General features: G+C 71.9%; 17 protein-coding genes. 8 read left to right on the forward strand and 9 right to left on the reverse strand.

The genetic code is table 11. From position 1 onward, the window contains the following. The first annotated feature begins 26 nt into the window (after nucleotides 1-26). Nucleotides 27-524, forward strand: coding sequence for a MarR family winged helix-turn-helix transcriptional regulator (locus ACQEVJ_RS38885; protein WP_433109694.1), 498 nt, complete (start codon nucleotides 27-29; stop codon nucleotides 522-524). Nucleotides 525-561: 37 nt separating this feature from the next. Here the strand turns inward: ACQEVJ_RS38885 and ACQEVJ_RS38890 are convergent, their stop codons facing one another. Next, on the reverse strand, nucleotides 562-912 hold the full coding sequence (locus ACQEVJ_RS38890; RefSeq protein ID WP_433109695.1) for a holo-ACP synthase: 351 nt from the start codon (nucleotides 910-912) through the stop codon (nucleotides 562-564). A gap of 213 nt (nucleotides 913-1,125) precedes the next feature. On the opposite strand from ACQEVJ_RS38890, the gene coaA reads away from it, so the two are divergent. From coaA to ACQEVJ_RS38920, 6 genes are read left to right on the forward strand one after another with little or no spacing between them, the layout of a single operon-like run. Continuing rightward, nucleotides 1,126-2,067, forward strand: coding sequence for a type I pantothenate kinase (coaA, locus tag ACQEVJ_RS38895; RefSeq protein WP_433109696.1), 942 nt, complete (start codon nucleotides 1,126-1,128; stop codon nucleotides 2,065-2,067). A 9-nt stretch (nucleotides 2,068-2,076) separates the two neighbouring features. After that, entirely contained in the window at nucleotides 2,077-3,033 is a 957-nt protein-coding gene (locus ACQEVJ_RS38900) for a DUF389 domain-containing protein (protein WP_433109697.1), read from the forward strand. A 57-nt stretch (nucleotides 3,034-3,090) separates the two neighbouring features. After that, on the forward strand, nucleotides 3,091-4,032 hold the full coding sequence (locus ACQEVJ_RS38905) for an ABC transporter ATP-binding protein (protein ID WP_433109698.1): 942 nt from the start codon (nucleotides 3,091-3,093) through the stop codon (nucleotides 4,030-4,032). Next, nucleotides 4,029-4,895 carry an ABC transporter permease gene (locus ACQEVJ_RS38910; protein WP_433109699.1) on the forward strand — a complete coding sequence of 289 codons (867 nt, stop codon included), beginning with the start codon at nucleotides 4,029-4,031 and terminating at the stop codon, nucleotides 4,893-4,895. Before ACQEVJ_RS38905 ends, ACQEVJ_RS38910 begins: the two co-directional genes overlap by 4 nt. Then, a complete protein-coding gene (locus tag ACQEVJ_RS38915; protein ID WP_433109700.1) occupies nucleotides 4,892-5,845 on the forward strand; it encodes an ABC transporter ATP-binding protein in 954 nt (317 codons plus the stop codon). Before ACQEVJ_RS38910 ends, ACQEVJ_RS38915 begins: the two co-directional genes overlap by 4 nt. Continuing rightward, nucleotides 5,842-6,558 (forward strand): ABC transporter permease subunit, encoded by a 717-nt coding sequence (locus ACQEVJ_RS38920; protein ID WP_433109701.1) that lies wholly within the window; start codon nucleotides 5,842-5,844, stop codon nucleotides 6,556-6,558. Before ACQEVJ_RS38915 ends, ACQEVJ_RS38920 begins: the two co-directional genes overlap by 4 nt. An 11-nt stretch (nucleotides 6,559-6,569) precedes the next feature. Here ACQEVJ_RS38920 and ACQEVJ_RS38925 read toward each other — a convergent pair whose 3' ends face one another. The 3 genes from ACQEVJ_RS38925 to ACQEVJ_RS38935 all read right to left on the reverse strand — a co-directional run bounded on the left by ACQEVJ_RS38925 (nucleotide 6,570) and on the right by ACQEVJ_RS38935 (nucleotide 8,725). Then, complete coding sequence (locus tag ACQEVJ_RS38925) at nucleotides 6,570-7,328, reverse strand: SDR family NAD(P)-dependent oxidoreductase (protein ID WP_433109702.1); 759 nt, start codon at nucleotides 7,326-7,328, stop codon at nucleotides 6,570-6,572. Between the two features lie 29 nt (nucleotides 7,329-7,357). Further along, nucleotides 7,358-8,338 (reverse strand): alpha/beta hydrolase, encoded by a 981-nt coding sequence (locus ACQEVJ_RS38930; RefSeq protein WP_433109703.1) that lies wholly within the window; start codon nucleotides 8,336-8,338, stop codon nucleotides 7,358-7,360. A 69-nt stretch (nucleotides 8,339-8,407) separates the two neighbouring features. Next, nucleotides 8,408-8,725, reverse strand: a complete 318-nt coding sequence (locus ACQEVJ_RS38935; RefSeq protein ID WP_433109704.1) for a putative quinol monooxygenase — start codon at nucleotides 8,723-8,725, stop codon at nucleotides 8,408-8,410. A 144-nt stretch (nucleotides 8,726-8,869) separates the two neighbouring features. Here ACQEVJ_RS38935 and ACQEVJ_RS38940 point away from each other — a divergent pair, with 144 nt between their 5' ends. Continuing rightward, nucleotides 8,870-9,775, forward strand: coding sequence for an AraC family transcriptional regulator (locus ACQEVJ_RS38940; protein ID WP_433109705.1), 906 nt, complete (start codon nucleotides 8,870-8,872; stop codon nucleotides 9,773-9,775). Nucleotides 9,776-9,848: 73 nt separating this feature from the next. On the opposite strand, the gene ACQEVJ_RS38945 is transcribed toward ACQEVJ_RS38940, so the two are convergent. From ACQEVJ_RS38945 to rplM, 5 genes are all read right to left on the reverse strand, one after another. Continuing rightward, nucleotides 9,849-10,703, reverse strand: a complete 855-nt coding sequence (locus tag ACQEVJ_RS38945) for an alpha/beta hydrolase family protein (RefSeq protein ID WP_433109706.1) — start codon at nucleotides 10,701-10,703, stop codon at nucleotides 9,849-9,851. Between the two features lie 174 nt (nucleotides 10,704-10,877). Next, entirely contained in the window at nucleotides 10,878-13,667 is a 2,790-nt protein-coding gene (locus ACQEVJ_RS38950; RefSeq protein ID WP_433109707.1) for an AAA family ATPase, read from the reverse strand. 95 nt (nucleotides 13,668-13,762) lie between these two features. Beyond that, nucleotides 13,763-15,148: a phosphoglucosamine mutase gene (glmM, locus tag ACQEVJ_RS38955; protein WP_433109708.1), complete on the reverse strand. Its 1,386-nt coding sequence runs from the start codon at nucleotides 15,146-15,148 to the stop codon at nucleotides 13,763-13,765. Beyond that, entirely contained in the window at nucleotides 15,148-15,669 is a 522-nt protein-coding gene (gene rpsI / locus ACQEVJ_RS38960) for a 30S ribosomal protein S9 (protein WP_433109709.1), read from the reverse strand. Before rpsI ends, glmM begins: the two co-directional genes overlap by 1 nt. Nucleotides 15,670-15,699: 30 nt before the next feature. Continuing rightward, nucleotides 15,700-16,143, reverse strand: coding sequence for a 50S ribosomal protein L13 (rplM, locus tag ACQEVJ_RS38965; RefSeq protein ID WP_433109710.1), 444 nt, complete (start codon nucleotides 16,141-16,143; stop codon nucleotides 15,700-15,702). Nucleotides 16,144-16,272 lie beyond the last annotated feature (129 nt).

A 16,272-nucleotide genomic window follows, 5' to 3' on the forward strand; every position in this document is an offset into this window, starting at 1 on the left:
ACTAACGCAATTGGTAGGATGGCGGCATGAGCAGCAGCGAGTCCGACATGGCCCCTCCCTCGGCCCCCCGGATGGACGGGAGGACCGGAGCGGCCCGGTTGCGGAGCCTGCCGACCCGGCTTCTGTCGCTGGCGGCGACGCAGTCCGACCGCCTCGTCAACGAGGGGCTCGCCGCCGCCGACGCCCGCAAGTGGCACTACGCCGTGCTCGCGACGCTGGAGGAGTCGGGCCCGGCCAGCCAGGCGGAACTGAGCCGCCGCACCGGCATCTACCGCAGCGACCTGGTCTCCGTCATCAACGAGCTGACCGATCGGGGCCTGGTGGAGCGCGCGCCGGACCCCGCGGACCGGCGCCGCAACGTCATCACGATGACCGAGCGGGGGCGCGCTCGCTTCGCCCGCCTCGACGACCTGCTCACCGAGCTGGAAGACGAGGTGCTGGCGCCGCTCAGCCGGGCCGAGCGCGACCAGCTCGCCGGGCTGCTCGGCCGCCTCGTGGACCACCACGCGCGCCGGGACGGGTGACTTCGCCCGAGGCGCCTCGGTGCTCGAGCGCTCCTGGTCAGGACTCGGCGACGACGTAGGCGACCGCCATGCCGCCGTCGTGCGACATGGAGACGTGCCATCTGCGTACACCGAGGTCGCGGGCCACCTCGGCCGCCCGGCCCGTGATCCTCAGCTCGGGCCGGCCGCGCCCGCCGCGCACCACCTCCGCGTCGAGGTGCCGCAGGCCCGGCGGAGCCCCGAGGGCCTTGGCCACGGCCTCCTTCGCGGCGAACCGCGCGGCCAGCGACTCCAGCGGCAGCGCGCTCTCGGCATCGGTGAACAGGCGCCTCCGCAGCGCGGGCGTGCGCTCCAGGGCCGCGCCCAGGCGCGCCACCTCGACCACGTCCACCCCGATGCCCACGATCACACCGCCAGCGTACGGCGCGACCAGTGACACGGAGCGAACCCGACGCAGTGAGCGGAGTGGCGGGCCGAGGAACGAGGAACGCCGCGGAGCGAACGAGGAGCGGTGAGCGACCAGTGACACGGAGCGAACGTTCTTCCCCGTCGCGCACCGGAGTAATCCATCGATTTTTGTCCACAGGCTGTGCACGACCCCGGGTCGGGGCGCGGAAACGCCATGGCTACGCTTGCCGTCGTGGCAGATGGGGACGCGTACGTCGAGCTGAGCCGGGAGCAGTGGCGTGACCTGCGCAAGAACACACCGCTCACGCTCACCGAGGCGGAGCTGGAGGAACTGCGCGGCGTCCACGATCCGATCGATTTGTCCGAGGTCACCGATATCTACCTGCCGCTCACCCGGCTGCTGAACCTGCACTTCACCGGTTCGCGGCAGCGCGGCGCGGCCGTCGGCGCGTTCCTCGGCGAGCAGGACGCGCCCCCGCCGTACGTGCTGGGCATCGCGGGCAGCGTCGCGGTAGGCAAGTCGACCACGGCGCGGCTGCTGCACACGCTGCTCGCCCGCTGGCCCGAGCACCCCCGGGTCGATCTGATCACCACCGACAGCTTCCTGTACCCCAACAAGGTGCTGGAAGAGCGCGGGATCATGCATCGCAAGGGCTTCCCGGAGAGCTACGACCGGCGGGCTCTGGTGAGCTTCGTGGCCGACGTGAAGGCGGGCCGCCCCTCGGTGGAGGCGCCGGTCTACAGCCACCTGGAGTACGACATCGTGCCCGGCGCGGCGCAGACGGTGGACCGGCCGGACATCCTCATCGTCGAGGGGCTCAACGTCCTGCAGCCCGCGCCGCCGGACGCCCTGGCGGTCTACGACTACTTCGACTTCTCCATCTACGTGGACGCCCAGATGGAGGACATCCGCACCTGGTACGTGGAGCGCTTCCACAAGCTGCGCCGCACGGCCTTCTCCGACCCGAAGTCCTACTTCCGCCACATCGCGGCGCTGTCGGAGGAGGAGGCGACCGAGTTCGCGGAGAACGTCTGGCGGGAGATCAACGAACGCAACCTGGTGGAGAACATCGCCCCCACCCGCCACCGGGCCGGCCTGATCCTGCACAAGGGCTCCGGCCACTCCGTCAGGCGGGTACGGCTGCGCCGTACCTAATATCGTCCCGTGCTGCATCTGCGGGTCATCTCCCCGTTCCAGCGGACCGACCAGGTCGTCGAGGTGCTCGACCGTACGCCGGGGGTCACGAACGTCGTGCTCCTCGCAAAGGCGGCCAGGCGGCCGGAGGGCGACGTCGTGCTCGCCGACGTCGCCAGGGAGGCCGCCAACACGGTCATCGGGGAGCTCAAGGCGCTCGGCCTGGAGCGGGACGGCTCGATCACGGCCGAGGAGATCGAGCTGTCGATCTCGCGGGGCGCCGCCGAGGCGGAGGAGCGGGCGCCCGGCGAGGGCGACGACGCGGTGGTGTGGGACCACTTCGAGCAGCGTGTGGCCCTCGACAGCCGCATCACGTGGGCGTTCCTGGCGTTCCTGGCCATCGCCACGCAGATCGCCGCGATCGGCGTGCTCATCCCCTCGCAGATCCTGATCGTCGGCGCGATGGTCCTCGGGCCGGAGTTCGGCGCGGTGGCGGCCGTCTCGTTCGGCCTGCTGCGCCGCCGGTGGCGGCTCGTCGGCACCGCGGCCCGCACGCTCACCGTGGGCTTCGCGTCCGCGATCGCCGTCACCCTGGCCTGTGCCCTCGTCTCGCGCGGCCTCGGCTGGATCTCCCCCGACAGCCTGCGGCACCACGACGAGGTGCGCTTCATCGTGACGCCCGACCGGTGGTCGTTCATCGTGGCGCTGCTCGCCGGCGCCGCCGGGGTGCTGTCGATCACGGCGGGCAAGTCCTCCGCGCTGGTGGGCGTCTTCATCTCCGTCACCACCGTCCCCGCCGCCGGCTACATGGCCGTGGCCCTGGCGCTGTGGCGCTGGGACGAGGTCGGCGGCTCGGCGCTGCAACTCCTCGTCAACATCGCCGGGATGGTCGTCGCCGGCGCGCTGACGCTGTTCCTCCAGCGATCGCTGTGGTCCCGGTACGGCGGCGGTCGGCAACGGGCGCGACAAGGTATACCTGAGACGTAGACGGGTTCCTCCATCAGACGGAGGCCCGGCGAACGCCCCGCCCAGTAGGGTCGGATCATGACAGCGAGCGCGACCCCATGCTTCGCGACCGAGGGGCTGACCAAGCGCTTCCCCCGCGTCACGGCGCTCGACGACCTCACGGTCGCGGCCGGAACCGGCGTGACCGGCCTGGTGGGCGCCAACGGCGCGGGCAAGTCGACGCTTATCAAGATCCTGCTCGGCCTGCTCCCCCCGACCTCCGGACGCGCCTCGGTGCTCGGCCTCGACACGGCCACCCAGGGCCTGGAGATCCGGCGCGTCGTCGGCTACATGCCCGAGCACGACTGCCTGCCCCCGGACATGTCCGCGACCGAGTTCGTGGTGCACATGGCCCAGATGTCCGGGCTACCGCGTACGGCCGCCCGCGAGCGCGCCGCCGACACCCTGCGCCACGTCGGGCTGGACGAGGAGCGCTACCGCCCGATGGGCGGCTACTCCACCGGCATGCGGCAGCGGGTCAAGCTCGCCCAGGCCCTCGTCCACGACCCGCAGCTGGTCTTCCTCGACGAGCCCACCAACGGGCTCGACCCACAGGGCCGCGACGACATGCTCGCGCTGATCCGGCGCGTCGGCACCGAGTTCGGCATCAGCGTGCTGGTCACCTCCCACCTGCTCGGCGAGCTGGAGCGGGTGTGCGACCACGTCATCGTCATCGACGGCGGGCGGCTGCTGCGCTCCTCGGCGATCCGGGAGTTCACCCGGGCCGAGCAGACCATCGCGGTGGAGGTCGAGGAGGGGCAGCAGCGGCTGGCCGAGCGCCTCACCGCCGGCGGCGAGACGGTCGCCGCGCAGGGCAGGCTGCTGACGGTCCAGGTGGCCGCGGACGACCCCGGCCGCACCTACGACGCCGTACGCGACGCCGTCTGCGACCTCGGCCTCAGCCTCCTACGGCTGGAGCAGCGCCGGGGCCGCATCGAGGACATATTCAAGGAGTCCACAGCCAAGGAGCCGGTGGCATGACCCCAGAGCCGACCGCGGTCATCCACGACATCGGATACCGCCACTACGACGGCGTACGGCTGGGGCGCGGCCGGGCGACGCTCGCCCTCGGCGTGCAGAGCCTGCGCGGCGTGTTCGGGCTCGGCCGCACGGTCCGCGCCAAGATCATGCCGCTCCTGCTCGTCGCGATCATGCTGATGCCGACGGTCGTGTCGATCGGCGTCATGGCCCTGGCCAAGCAGCGTGTCATGCCCTATCCGGGATACGCCGTCTTCATGCAGGCGGTGATCGCGATCTTCCTGGCCGCCCAGTCGCCGTACCTGGTCGCGCCGGACCTGCGCTTCCGCGTGCTGCCGCTGTACCTGTCCCGGCCGCTGACCGTGACCGACTACGTCCTGGCGAAGCTGGCCGCGCTCGCGGTCGCGCTGTTCGGCCTGCTGGCCGTGCCGCTCACGATCCAGTTCGTCGGCGAACTGCTGGTGGACCTGCCCGGGCCGCCGCACACCGCCGACTACCTCGGCGCGCTGGGCGGCGCGGTCCTCTACGCGGTGCTGCTGTCCTCCGTGGGCATCGCCCTGGCGTCGTTCACCCCGCGCCGCGGGCTCGGCGTGGCGTCGGTCATCGCCTTCTACATGTTCACCGCCGCCGTCTCCGGGATCTTCGCCGGCGTGCTGATCTCGTCGGGACGTGACGCCTACGCCGGGTGGGCCCTGCTCCTCAACCCGTTCTTCCTCGTCGACTACGCCCAGTCGGCGCTGTTCGGCACCGCGCCCGTCAACACGGAGACCGCTCCGCCCGGCATCGCATCCTGCCTGATCCTGCTGGTCGTCATCGCCCTGGCCGTGACCGGTCTCCTCCTGCGCTACCGGAAGGCGGCGTCGTGACCACCACAAGCTCTCCTGTGACCACCCGTCAGGGCGTGCTCGAACTCGCCCAGGTGTCCCGCTGGTATGGCAACGTCGTGGCGGTCAACGACGTCACGATGGCGATCGGGCCCGGCGTCACCGGCCTGCTCGGACCGAACGGCGCGGGCAAGTCGACGCTGCTGCACATGATGGCCGGGTTCCTCGCACCCTCCAGCGGCACGGCGACCCTCGACGGCCGGCGCATCTGGCACAACCACGAGATCTACCGGCAGATCGGCCTGGTGCCCGAGAAGGAGGCCGTGTACGGCTTCCTCACCGGATGGCAGTTCGTGCTGTCGTCCGCCCGGCTGCACGGCCTGCCCTCGCCCGCCGACGCGGCCCGGCGGGCCCTCGACCTGGTGGAGATGACGGACGCCTCCGGCCGTCGCATCGAGACGTACTCGAAGGGCATGCGGCAGCGTGTCAAGGTGGCCGCGGCCCTCGTCCACGACCCCCAGGTGCTGCTCCTGGACGAGCCGTTCAACGGCATGGACCCCCGGCAGCGGCTCCATCTCATGGACCTCGTCCGCCGCATGGGCGAGGAGGGCCGGACCATCCTGTTCAGCTCGCACATCCTCGAAGAGGTCGAGCGGGTGGCCCACCACATCGAGGTCCTGGTCGCGGGGCGGCACGCCGCGTCGGGCGACTACCGCGAGATCCGGCGCCGCATGGCCGACCGGCCGCACCTGTTCCGGGTCAGGTCGAGCGACGACCGGCGCCTGGCCGCCGCCCTCATCGCCGACTCCTCCTCCAACGCGGTCTCGCTGACCGAGCAGGGCGTCGAGGTCCAGGTGACCGACTACGCGCGCTTCACGGCGCTGCTGCCCCGGATGGCGCGCGACCTCGCCGTACACCTGTGGCAGGTCTCCCCCACCGACGAGGACCTGGAAAGCGTCTTCTCCTACCTCATCTCCGGGAGCACGCGATGAACACGGTGGTGGCGGACATCACCTACCGGGCCATGCTCGGACGCAAGCGGATCTGGCTGCTGATTCTGCTGCCGGTGGCGCTGGTCGCGCTCGCCGCGCTGCTCAGGCTGATCAACGGCCAGGACGAGCACATGGCCGTCATCCTGATGAAGAGCTTCGCGATCGGCACGATGCTGCCGTTGCTCGGGCTGATCGCCGGGACGGGCGTCATCGCCCCGGAGATCGAGGACGGCACGATCGTCCACCTGCTGTCCAAGCCGATCTCGCGCCCGGTGATCGCGGTGACGAAGTTCGTGGTCGCGGCCTCCCTCGTCGCGGTGCTCGCGGCCGTCTCGACCTACGCCGCCGCCTACCTCCTGGCCGGCTCGGAGTCGGGCGTCGCGACCGGCTTCACCCTCGGGGCGCTGTTCGGCGGCATCGCGTACGCCGCGGTGTTCCTGCTGCTGGGCGTGCTCACCCGCCACGCGGTCGCCGTCGGCGTCATCTACGCCCTCGTGTGGGAGGGCGTGGTCGGCGGCTACGTGCCCGGCGCGCGGAAGTTCTCCATCCAGCAGTGGGCCCAGTCGCTCGCCGACCAGGTCTCCTCCTCGCCCTTCTTCTCCACCGAGGTGACGCTCGGCTTCGCCGTACCGGCGATGGTCATCGTCACGGTCGGCGCCGTCGTCTGGACCGGCCAGCGCCTGCGCTCCCTGTCCCTCACCGGCGACGACTAGCTCAGGAAGCTCTACAGGTTGAAGCCGCCCGACACCTCGATGTTCTGGGCGGTGACCCAGCGGCTCTCGTCGGAGACCAGTGTGGCGATCACCGCGCCGACGTCGGCGGGTTCGCCGACCCGGCCGAGCGCGGTCCTCGCGGCGAGGGCCGGGACGACCTCGGGGAATCGGGTGAAGGCGTCGTCGCCGAGCCGGGTGCGGGTCGGACCCGGTGAGACGGCGTTGACGCGGATGCCCCGCGTGCTGAACTCCTTGGCCATGTAGCGGGTCAGCACAACCAGGCCGCCCTTCATCGACGCGTAGGCGGAGTAGCCGGGCTCCAGGCCGGCCTTCGCCACCGAGCTGCTGCTCGTGTTGACGATGGCCCCGCCGTCCGCCATCAGGGGCAGCAGCCTCTGCGTGAGGAAGTACGGTCCCTTGAGCAGGACCCGCATGAGCCTGTCGAACGTCTCCTCGGTCGTGTCCTCGATCAACGACGCCTCCGCGGCGCCGGCGTTGTTCACCAGGTAGTCGAAGGTGTCGCGCTGCCACGTGTCGCGCAGCACGTCGGTCACCGTGTCGCGGAAGGCCGCGAAGGTGCCGGTCTCGCCGACGTCCAGCGGCAGTGCGACGGCGCTCCCGCCCTCCTTCTCGATGGCGGCGACCGTCTCCAGTCCTCCTCGCGAGTTGTTTCCGTAGGTCAGGATGACTCCGGTTCCGCGCTTGGCGATCTCGATTGCGGCGCTCCGTCCGATGCCGGAGCTGGCGCCGGTGACGATGGCGACCTTCATTGTTCTTCTCCTGTGTGTGGTCGTAGGTGTCAGCGAGTGAACTCGGCGGCGGAGCCCGGGGACAGGACTCGGGCGAGCCAGTCGGTGCGCGTACGGCGGGCCGTGGCCGAGATCCGCGCCTGCGGATACAGGGCGTCGAATCCGTGGAAGCCGCCCGCCCAGACGTGCAGTTCGGCCTGGCCGCCGGCCGCCCAGATGCGGGTGGCGTAGTCGGCGTCCTCGTCACGGAAGACCTCGGCGGAGCCGGTGTCGACGTAGGTGGTCGGCAGGCCCGACAGGTCGTCCGCCAGCGCGGGTGAGACGTACGGGGGCACCTCGTCGCCGGTGAGGTCACCGAGGACCGAGTGCCATCCGAACTCGTTCATCTCTCGGGTCCAGACGCCGGGCCCGCCGGAGAACTGGCGGCTCGACGTGCTGACGTTGCGGTGGTCGAGCATGGGGCAGATCAGCATCTGCGCGGCGATCGGCGGGGTGCCGCGGTCGCGGGCCAGCAGGGTGAGGCCGGCGGCGAGGCCGCCGCCCGCGCTGGCGCCCGCGACGACGATCCGGGCGGGGTCGATGCCCAGTTCGGCGGAGTGCTCGGCGATCCAGAGCAGTCCCCGGTAGCAGTCGTCGACCAGGGCGGTGCCGGTGGCCTCCGGCGCGAGCCGATACTCCACGGACACCACGACCGCACCGAACCGGTCGAGCCACTCCAGCGGGATGTCGATCTGCGAGAAGCGGTCGCCCATGACCATCCCGCCGCCGTGGATCCAGTAGACGCAGGGCGCAGCTGTGGTGCGGGCGGCGTCCGCGGGGCTGAAGACCGACAGGGGGATCGGGGCGCCGTCCGCGGCGGGCACGGTGACCTCGCACCGGTCGACCTGCCGGTCTGCGAGGAGGGTATCCACGGGTATAGACGGGAGCCGGCGCAGCTGCGCAAGCACTTCCGGGTTGAGCTGGGACATGAGGGGCATGTCGGCCAGCAGCTCACGCAGTTCGGGGTCCAGGTCGGGTCGTGCCGGGGTCATGGTCACTGCCTTTCGCAGGGTGGTGCCGGACGGTGGGGCGGGGAGAGGGCCGCTGAGCGATCGGCAGGGTCAGAAGGCGGCCTTGCCGCGCACCGGGACGTGGTCGGTGTACTCGGACTCCTTGGCCAGCAGGCCGCCGATCCGCGCAACGATGGCCTGGGCAGCCTCGCCGGCGAAGATCCGGTGGTGGTCCTCCTCGCTGGCCCAGCCCTCGATGACGTGGACGACGTCGGGGTCGGACGCGGAACGGGAGACCAGGTAGACCACGCAGTGCTCGCTCGCGCCGGGGCTGCCCTCGTCCAGACCGCTGAGCAGCACGTCGACCAGCCGGTCGCCCATTCCGGGCCTGGCGGTCAGGGTGGCGGCGAAGCCGTAGTTGACGATCACAGATGCCCTCTTCTTCGGTTGTGGAACCAGGTGATTCCATTGAACCGGCGTGACCTGCGGAAACGTTAGAACGATGCTCTTCGGTGCTTGCACGATCCTCTCGGTCATGGGAGCAAGAGCACGGAATCGTGCTGCAATGGCCGCATGCGCCTCGAAGAGCTCCGCGCCCTGCTGGCCCGGCATGCCCGGCCCGACGGCACCACCGCCATCGACGGCGTCCTCATCTCGAAGGTCGACCGGTCGGATCCGCCGGCGCCCTCGATGTCGGGCACCGTGCTGGCGGTCATCGCCCAGGGCGCCAAACGCCTCGCGCTGGGCGACCGGATCTTCGAGTACGGCGCCGGGCAGTACCTGGTCGCGTCGGTCGACCTGCCGGTCACCGGGCAGTTCACCCAGGCGGACCCCGAGCGGCCGGCGCTGGGCTTCGGTCTCATCCTGGAACCGTCCGCCGTCGCCGAGTTGCTGCTGCGGGCCGGGCCCGGAGACACTCCCCCCACCAGTGGAGGCGCGGCGCCGGGCATCGTCGTCAGCGACGCACCGGCTCCACTGCTCGACGCGGTGGTCCGGCTGCTGCGCCTGCTCGACGAGCCCCGCGACCGGGCCGTGCTGGCCCCGCTGATCAAGCGCGAGATTCTGTGGCGTGTGATCACCGGCGAGCAGGGTGCGACGGTTCGCCAGCTCGGCCTCGCCGACAGCGGCCTCAGCCACATCTCGCGGGCCGTGCGCTGGATCCGCGAGCACTACGCGCAACCCTTCCGGGTCGAGGACCTGGCACGGCTGTCCGGCATGAGCGTCTCCGCCTTCTACCGCAACTTCCAGGCGGTGACCGCGATGAGCCCCATCCAGTTCCAGAAGCAGATCCGGCTGCAGGAGGCCCGCCTGCTGCTCGCCACCCATCCGGGCGACGTCACCGGAGTCGGCCACCGCGTCGGCTACGACAACCCGTCACAGTTCAGCCGGGAATACCGCCGCCAGTTCGGCGCACCCCCCAGCAAGGACGCCGCCCGCCTGCGTCACGGCGTCCACGGCCCCGCAGGCGTCCTCCCCTGACCTCACCCGATGCCCGGACAGTGACGTACGGACGGCCGCCGCGATCGGTGGCCGTCCGTACGCCGGTGAGACATCAGAACGGGCAGGTGCTGCGGTACTCCTCGACGGTCAGGCCGCTGCTCGGGCCGGGGCAGAGGAACCCGCTGTAGCGGGTGTCGTCGTCGACGAACCGCTTCATCCAGGCCACGGCGTACTTGCCGATGGTGGTGTTGGTCGTGTTCGGCGCGAAGTGGGTGGCGTTGTTGAGCTCCAGGTACGCCTTGTCGAGCGACGAGGGCAGGCTGGTGTAGAAGGGCACCGCGTGCGAGGCGACCGGCGCGACCGTGTCGTTGTCCGCACCGATGATCAGCGTGGGGGTCTGCACACCCGACCAGGTCTTGTCGAGGTTCCACGGCGTCAGCGGGACCGCGGCCCGCAGGGACGGCCGGTCGGCGACGGCCTCCAGCGTGCCGCCGCCGCCCATCGAGTGACCCATGACGCCGAGCCTGGTCGCGTCCACCCGGCTACGCACCGAGCTGCGCTGGGTCAGGTAGTCGAGCGCGGCCAGGAGCTGCCGGCCCCGGCTGTCGGGCTGGTCGAGCCGCGTCAGCGTGTCGATGTTGAACACCACGAAGCCGTGCGAGGCGAGCCGGGCGGCCAGCCAGGCGAGGCTGGACTTGTCGGCCGTGTAACCGGGGGCGACGGCCACGCCGCCGAACGTCCCCTCGGACGTGGTGGTCGGGTAGTAGATGGTCCCGCCGCCGAAACCGCTCACGGACAGAGACGACACGTCGATCTGCGCGGTCGCGTACGGCCCGCGCGACGCCTCGAGCAGCGCGTCGGTGGGGTCGGGGCCGTGTACGGAGGCGGCGTGGGCGGCGGGAGCGGTGAGGCCGCCGGCCAGTGCGAGCAGCACGACGAGCGTCAGCGTCGTGAGCGCGGCGGACATGCGTCGCAGGAGTGGGGTTGGGGGGTGTGTCGGCACGTCGGTGCACTCCCTGGGGGTAGGAGTGGGACCGGCCGCGCGGGCCGGTTCCCGCGAACGGTTTGACCGCCGTCACTGTCGCGCCGTCAAACCCGTACGCGCATCGGTGAAATCACCGGCCCCCGCAAATCACCGGCCTCACGACAGGAGGCGGGCCAGTTCGACCCGGGAGCGCACGCCGAGCCTGGCGAAGATGTTCCTCAGGTGATGCTCCACGGTGCGCGGGCTGATGAACAGCCGGGCCGCCACCTCGCGGTTCGTCGCGCCCTCCGCCACGAGGGTGGCGATCTGGAACTGCTGCGCCGTGAGCAGCCGGCCGGCCTCGGAGCGGGAACCCGAGGGCCGCACCGACTCCCCGGCCGCCCGCAGCTCCGCGCGGGCGTGCTCGCTCCACAGGCGGGCGCCGTACCGTTCGAACGTCTCCAGGGCGCCGTGCAGGTGCTCGCGGGCGGCGCCGGGGCGGCGCGACCGCCGGAGCATGCCGCCGTACAGCAGCCGCGTGCGCGCGGTCTCGAACGCGCACGCCCCCTGACGGTGCAGTTCCAGCGCCTGCGTGAAGCGCTCCCCGGCCTCGGCCGGGGGCGCGAGCAGCGCGTGGCAGCGTGCCGCCAGCGCCAGCCGGTCGGGGTCGCGGGTGCTGTCGGCCCAGCGGTCCAGCATGACCAGCGCGTCCCGCGCCTGAGCCATGTCCCCGGTGCGTACGGCGCTCTCGACGAGCAGCGGCGTCGCCATCACCCGTACGACGAGGGGGTCCCCGGTGCGGGCCACCGTGCGCAATCGGTTCACGGCGTCGGCGTGGCGGTTCGCCGCGACGTCGAGATGGGCCAGTGCCAGCGTGCCGAGCGCCTCGGCCACGCTGACGCCATGGGCGGCGGCCAGTTCGACGGCCCGCGCCGCCCGCAGGGCGCAGGTCTCCTCGTCGCCCGCGACGGCGGCGGTGAACGCGAGCCAGGCGAGGTGCTGGGCGCCGCTGGTGGCCCGGCCCGTCTCCTGTGCCAGGCGCAGGCCGTCCATGGCGTTGGCCGCGACCGCGTCGTAACGGCCGCTCCACAGCTGGGCCTGGATCAGGATCTCCAGCATCTGCGGCATGCTGGCGACCGCGCCGTGGGCACGCGCCACCTCGACCGCCCGGGACGCCAGGGTGAGCGCGTCGGCGCCGTTGCCGAGCAGGAGGCTCGCGACGCCGCCCCATACGAGCACCGAGGGGCTGCCAGCCGAGGGCGGCACCATCACCTCGGTGGCGACGCGGCGCAGCGAGGCGGTCGCCTCACGGTGCCGGCCCCGGAACGTCGCGGCCATGCCCGCGAGATACTCCAGCGCCAGGCGTGTGACGTGGTCGTCGTCGGGCCGCCGCAGGGTCTCGGCCCGCCGCGCGATCGCCAGGAACCGGCGGTTGTCCCCCGCCAGGTAGCTCGCCTCGCCCGCCCGGACCAGCGCGCGCACGGCCTGCTCGCGGTCGGTGCGCAGCAGCCGCTCAGCGGCCGCGAGCAGCGTGTCGCAGGCGCTGTCGGTCTTGCCCGCGCGCAACTCCAGGCTGCCCCTGACCAGTTCGGCACGGCCGCGCACCTCGGCGCCGGCCGCGAGCGTGTCGATCCGGGACAGCAGCGACCTCGCCCGCTGCGGCTGTCCCGCCTGCCAGGCGTGCCGGGCGGCGGCGGCCAGCCGCGCGGCCTTGGCCTCGCCCTGCCCGGTGAGCTCGGCCGCCCGTTCGAGGACGCGGAACGGTTCGGGGAAGGCCGCCGCCTTCGGAGCCGCCGCGAGCGCCCGTACGAGGTCTTCGGCGAGCCTGTCGGGGGGACCGTCGAGGGCGGCGGCGCGGTGCCAGGCCCGCCGCAGCCGCTGGTGCTCCCCGCCGGAAACACTGTCGAGAAGGCTCGCCAGCAGGCGGTGGGCGGCCCGCCGCCGGGCGAGGGACGCCTCGGCGTACGCCACGTGCCGCAGGATCGGGTCGGCGAGGTCGAAGCCGCCGTCCGGCGACTCGACGACGACGCCCGCGATCTCCGCCGCCTCCAGGGCCGCCAGCCCGGACCGCGACTCCGCCGCGCGCACCAGCGTGACCGCGTCGATGCCGGGATCGGCCGCGACCAGCAGGACGAGGTCGGCGGTGTCGGCGGGCAGGCCGCGGAGCCGGTCGGCGTGCGCCCGCCACAGCCGCCCGCCGCGCGGCGGCGTCTCGGGCGGCGGCGCCGAGCCCTCGCGGTGCGCGTCGGTCAGCGAGCCGGCGAGTTCGGCCAGCGCGAGCGGGTTGCCCCGGGCCGCCCGGACCAGCGCGGCGCGCAGGTCCCCCGGGAGACCTTCGGGGACGAGGTCGTCGAGCGCCTGCAGGGACGCCCGCTCGTCGAGCGGGGCGAGCGGCAGCGGCGGCAGGTCGCCGGGGGCCGTGCCGGGCGCCGCGGAGGCGAGCACCACGGCGACGGGGGCCGTCCGCACCCGGCGGGCCACGAAACAGATCGCCTCCCGGCTGGGGGCGTCGAGCCACTGGAGGTCGTCGGCGCACACCAGCACCGGGCGCCCGGCGGTCTGCAGGAGCCGCAGCAGCGCGGCGGGCAGCGCCAGGCCGCCCGTGCCGGATCCGGTCCGCAGCGTCTCGGCGAGCATCCGCGAGTCGGCCGCCGGCACCGGATCCGGCGCGTCCAGCCGGTCCGCCATCGGGCGGAGCAGGGCGTGCAGCCCGGCGTACGGCAGGTCGGTCTCGCCGCTGACACCCTGGGTGCGGAGCACGAGAAACCCCTGCTCGTCCGGGGCGCCGACGCCCGCGTGCGCGGCGGCGAGGTCGAGCAGTGCTGTCTTGCCCGCACCCGGTCCGCCGAGGATGAGCAGGCATCCGCCCGCACCGGCCCGGGCGCGGTCCATCAGCGCGCGGAGTGCGTCCGACTCCTTGTCACGACCCCTTAACGCCCCCGACCGAACACCGGTCAAATAAGACATGCATCAGTGTTACGCGCACATTACGCAATTGAGAAGGGCCTCCAATAAGAGACCCCGCCGGGCATGCGCCCGGCGGGGTTCTCAAGAGTCGTGCGTCAGACGCAGACCTCGCGGACGACCTCCGCGAGGCGGTCCGCCACGGCCTTGGCCTGGTCGTGCGACGCGGCCTCGACCATGACCCGGATCATGGGCTCGGTGCCGCTCGGGCGGATCAGCACGCGGCCGGTCTCCCCGAGCTCGGCCTCCGCCTCGGCCACCGCCGCCCGCAGTTCGGGAGCGGACGCCTTCGACTTCGCCACGTCCCGCACGTTGACGAGCACCTGCGGCAGCTTCGTCATCGCCGACGCGAGGTCGGCGAGGGAGCGGCCCTGCCGGGCCACCTCGGCCATCAGGTGGAGCGAGGTGAGCAGGCCGTCCCCAGTCGTGGCGTGATCCAGCATGATCACGTGACCGGACTGCTCGCCGCCGAGGGTGTAGCCGCCGTCCTGCATCGCCTCCAGGACGTACCGGTCGCCGACCGCGGTCTCCACCACGGACAGGCCGGCCTCCCGCAGGGCGAGCTTGAACCCCAGGTTGGACATGACCGTCGCGACGACCGTGTCCTTGGCGAGGCGGCCGTCGGCGTGCATCGACAGGGCCAGGATCGCCATGATCTGGTCACCGTCGATCTCATCGCCCACGCCGGTGACGGCGAGGCAGCGGTCGGCGTCGCCGTCATAGGCGATGCCCAGGTCGGCGCCGCTTTCGACGACGGCCTCCCGCAGGGCGGTCAGATGGGTCGAGCCCACACCGTCGTTGATGTTCAACCCGTCCGGGGCGGCGCCGATGGTCTCCACGGCCGCGCCGGCGCGCAGCAGCGCCTCCGGTGCGACCATGTGCGCCGCGCCGTGCGCGCAGTCGACGACGACCCGCAGCCCGTCGAGGCGGTTGGGCAGGGTGGTCAGCAGGTGAGAGACGTATCGGTCGGCCTCGCCGTACGCCTCACGGACCCGGCCGACGGACGCGCCGACCGGACGGTCCCACTTCTCCCCGAGCCGTTGCTCGATCTCGTTCTCCACCGCGTCGGGCAGCTTGTAGCCGCCCCGGGTGAAGAACTTGATGCCGTTGTCCGGCGCGGGGTTGTGCGACGCGGAGAGCATGACGCCGAGGTCGGCTCCCAGCGCGTTGGTCAGGTAGGCGACCGCCGGGGTGGGCAGCACGCCGAGCCGCAGGACGTCCACGCCCGACGACGCGAGGCCGGCGACCACGGCGGCCTCCAGGAACTCTCCTGAAGCCCGCGGGTCCCGGCCTACGACGGCGATCGGGCGGCCGCGCCGCCCGACACTGGCGTGGAACGCCCCGGCGTCGCCGAGCACATGCGCGGCGGCCACGGACAGGTCCATGGCCAGTTCCGCGGTGAGGTCGCGCCCGGCGACCCCACGTACCCCGTCGGTGCCGAAGAGGCGCCCCCCTGAGGGGGCGCCTACGGGCTCTCGCGACATTAACGCTTGCTGTACTGCGGAGCCTTACGGGCCTTCTTGAGGCCGTACTTCTTCCGCTCCGTGGCGCGGGCGTCACGGGTGAGGAAGCCGGCCTTCTTCAGCGGCGGGCGGTTGACCTCGGCGTCCAGGACGGCGAGCGCGCGGGACAGGCCCATGCGCAGCGCGCCGGCCTGGCCGGTCACGCCACCGCCGTCGATGCGGGCGATGACGTCGAACGCGTCCTCGGCGCCCAGCACGACGAACGGCTCGTTGATCAGCTGCTGGTGGACCTTGTTCGGGAAGTAGCTCTCCAGCGAGCGGCCGTTGATCGTCCACTTGCCGGTGCCCGGCACGATGCGGACACGGGCGATGGCCTCCTTGCGGCGGCCGGTGCCGTACGAGTTGCCCGTGGTGACGGGCTTGCGCACGGCGCCCTCGCCGGCGGGGGCGGACTCGGTGGTGTACTCGGAGGGGAACTCCTCCGCGGAGTAGTCTTCCGGCTCGCCCTCGACGAGCGTCTCGATACCGGTGGGCTCGGCCACGGTTCTCCTCTTAACTTTCCTGGCTCGCGATTACTGGGCGATCTGGGTGATCTGGAAGGGCACCGGCTGCTGGGCCTGGTGCGGGTGCTCGGCGCCGGCGTAGACCTTGAGCTTCTTGCCCATCTTCCGGCCCAGGGCGTTCTTGGGAAGCATGCCACGGACGGCCTTCTCGACGGCCCGGTCCGGACGCTTCTCCATGAGCTCGCCATAGCTGACGGAGCGCAGACCGCCGGGGTAGCCCGAGTGGCGGTACGCCTTCTTCTGCTCGAGCTTGTTGCCGCTCAGGGCGATCTTGTCGGCGTTGATGACGATGACGAAGTCACCCGTGTCGACATGCGGAGCGAAGATCGGCTTGTGCTTTCCGCGAAGCAGGGTCGCCACCTGGCTGGCCAGCCGGCCGAGTACGACGTCGGTCGCGTCGATGACGTACCACTGACGTTCGACGTCGTTGGGCTTCGGTGAGAACGTGCGCACGGCAGTGCCTTCTGTCGGAATGTGAACTCTCGGTAGGTTGCGCAGGCACGGCGACAACCTCCGTCTCCACATGTACGGGAGAAGACGCCGGACGCGCCGTGCACCGGTCTGCGGACAGACCGATCCACA

It is taken from the genome of Microbispora sp. CA-102843 (assembly GCF_050936215.1).
GTDB lineage: Bacteria > Actinomycetota > Actinomycetes > Streptosporangiales > Streptosporangiaceae > Microbispora.

Coding starts and splice junctions, on each gene's coding strand:
- ACQEVJ_RS38885 (WP_433109694.1), top strand. CDS start 27: ATGAGCAGCAGCGAGTCCGACATGGCCCCTCCCTCGGCCCCCCGGATG.
- coaA (WP_433109696.1), top strand. CDS start 1,126: ATGGCTACGCTTGCCGTCGTGGCAGATGGGGACGCGTACGTCGAGCTG.
- ACQEVJ_RS38905 (WP_433109698.1), top strand. CDS start 3,091: ATGACAGCGAGCGCGACCCCATGCTTCGCGACCGAGGGGCTGACCAAG.
- ACQEVJ_RS38910 (WP_433109699.1), top strand. CDS start 4,029: ATGACCCCAGAGCCGACCGCGGTCATCCACGACATCGGATACCGCCAC.
- ACQEVJ_RS38920 (WP_433109701.1), top strand. CDS start 5,842: ATGAACACGGTGGTGGCGGACATCACCTACCGGGCCATGCTCGGACGC.
- ACQEVJ_RS38925 (WP_433109702.1), bottom strand. CDS start 7,328: ATGAAGGTCGCCATCGTCACCGGCGCCAGCTCCGGCATCGGACGGAGC.
- ACQEVJ_RS38930 (WP_433109703.1), bottom strand. CDS start 8,338: ATGACCCCGGCACGACCCGACCTGGACCCCGAACTGCGTGAGCTGCTG.
- ACQEVJ_RS38940 (WP_433109705.1), top strand. CDS start 8,870: ATGCGCCTCGAAGAGCTCCGCGCCCTGCTGGCCCGGCATGCCCGGCCC.
- ACQEVJ_RS38945 (WP_433109706.1), bottom strand. CDS start 10,703: ATGTCCGCCGCGCTCACGACGCTGACGCTCGTCGTGCTGCTCGCACTG.
- ACQEVJ_RS38950 (WP_433109707.1), bottom strand. CDS start 13,667: ATGTCTTATTTGACCGGTGTTCGGTCGGGGGCGTTAAGGGGTCGTGAC.
- glmM (WP_433109708.1), bottom strand. CDS start 15,148: ATGTCGCGAGAGCCCGTAGGCGCCCCCTCAGGGGGGCGCCTCTTCGGC.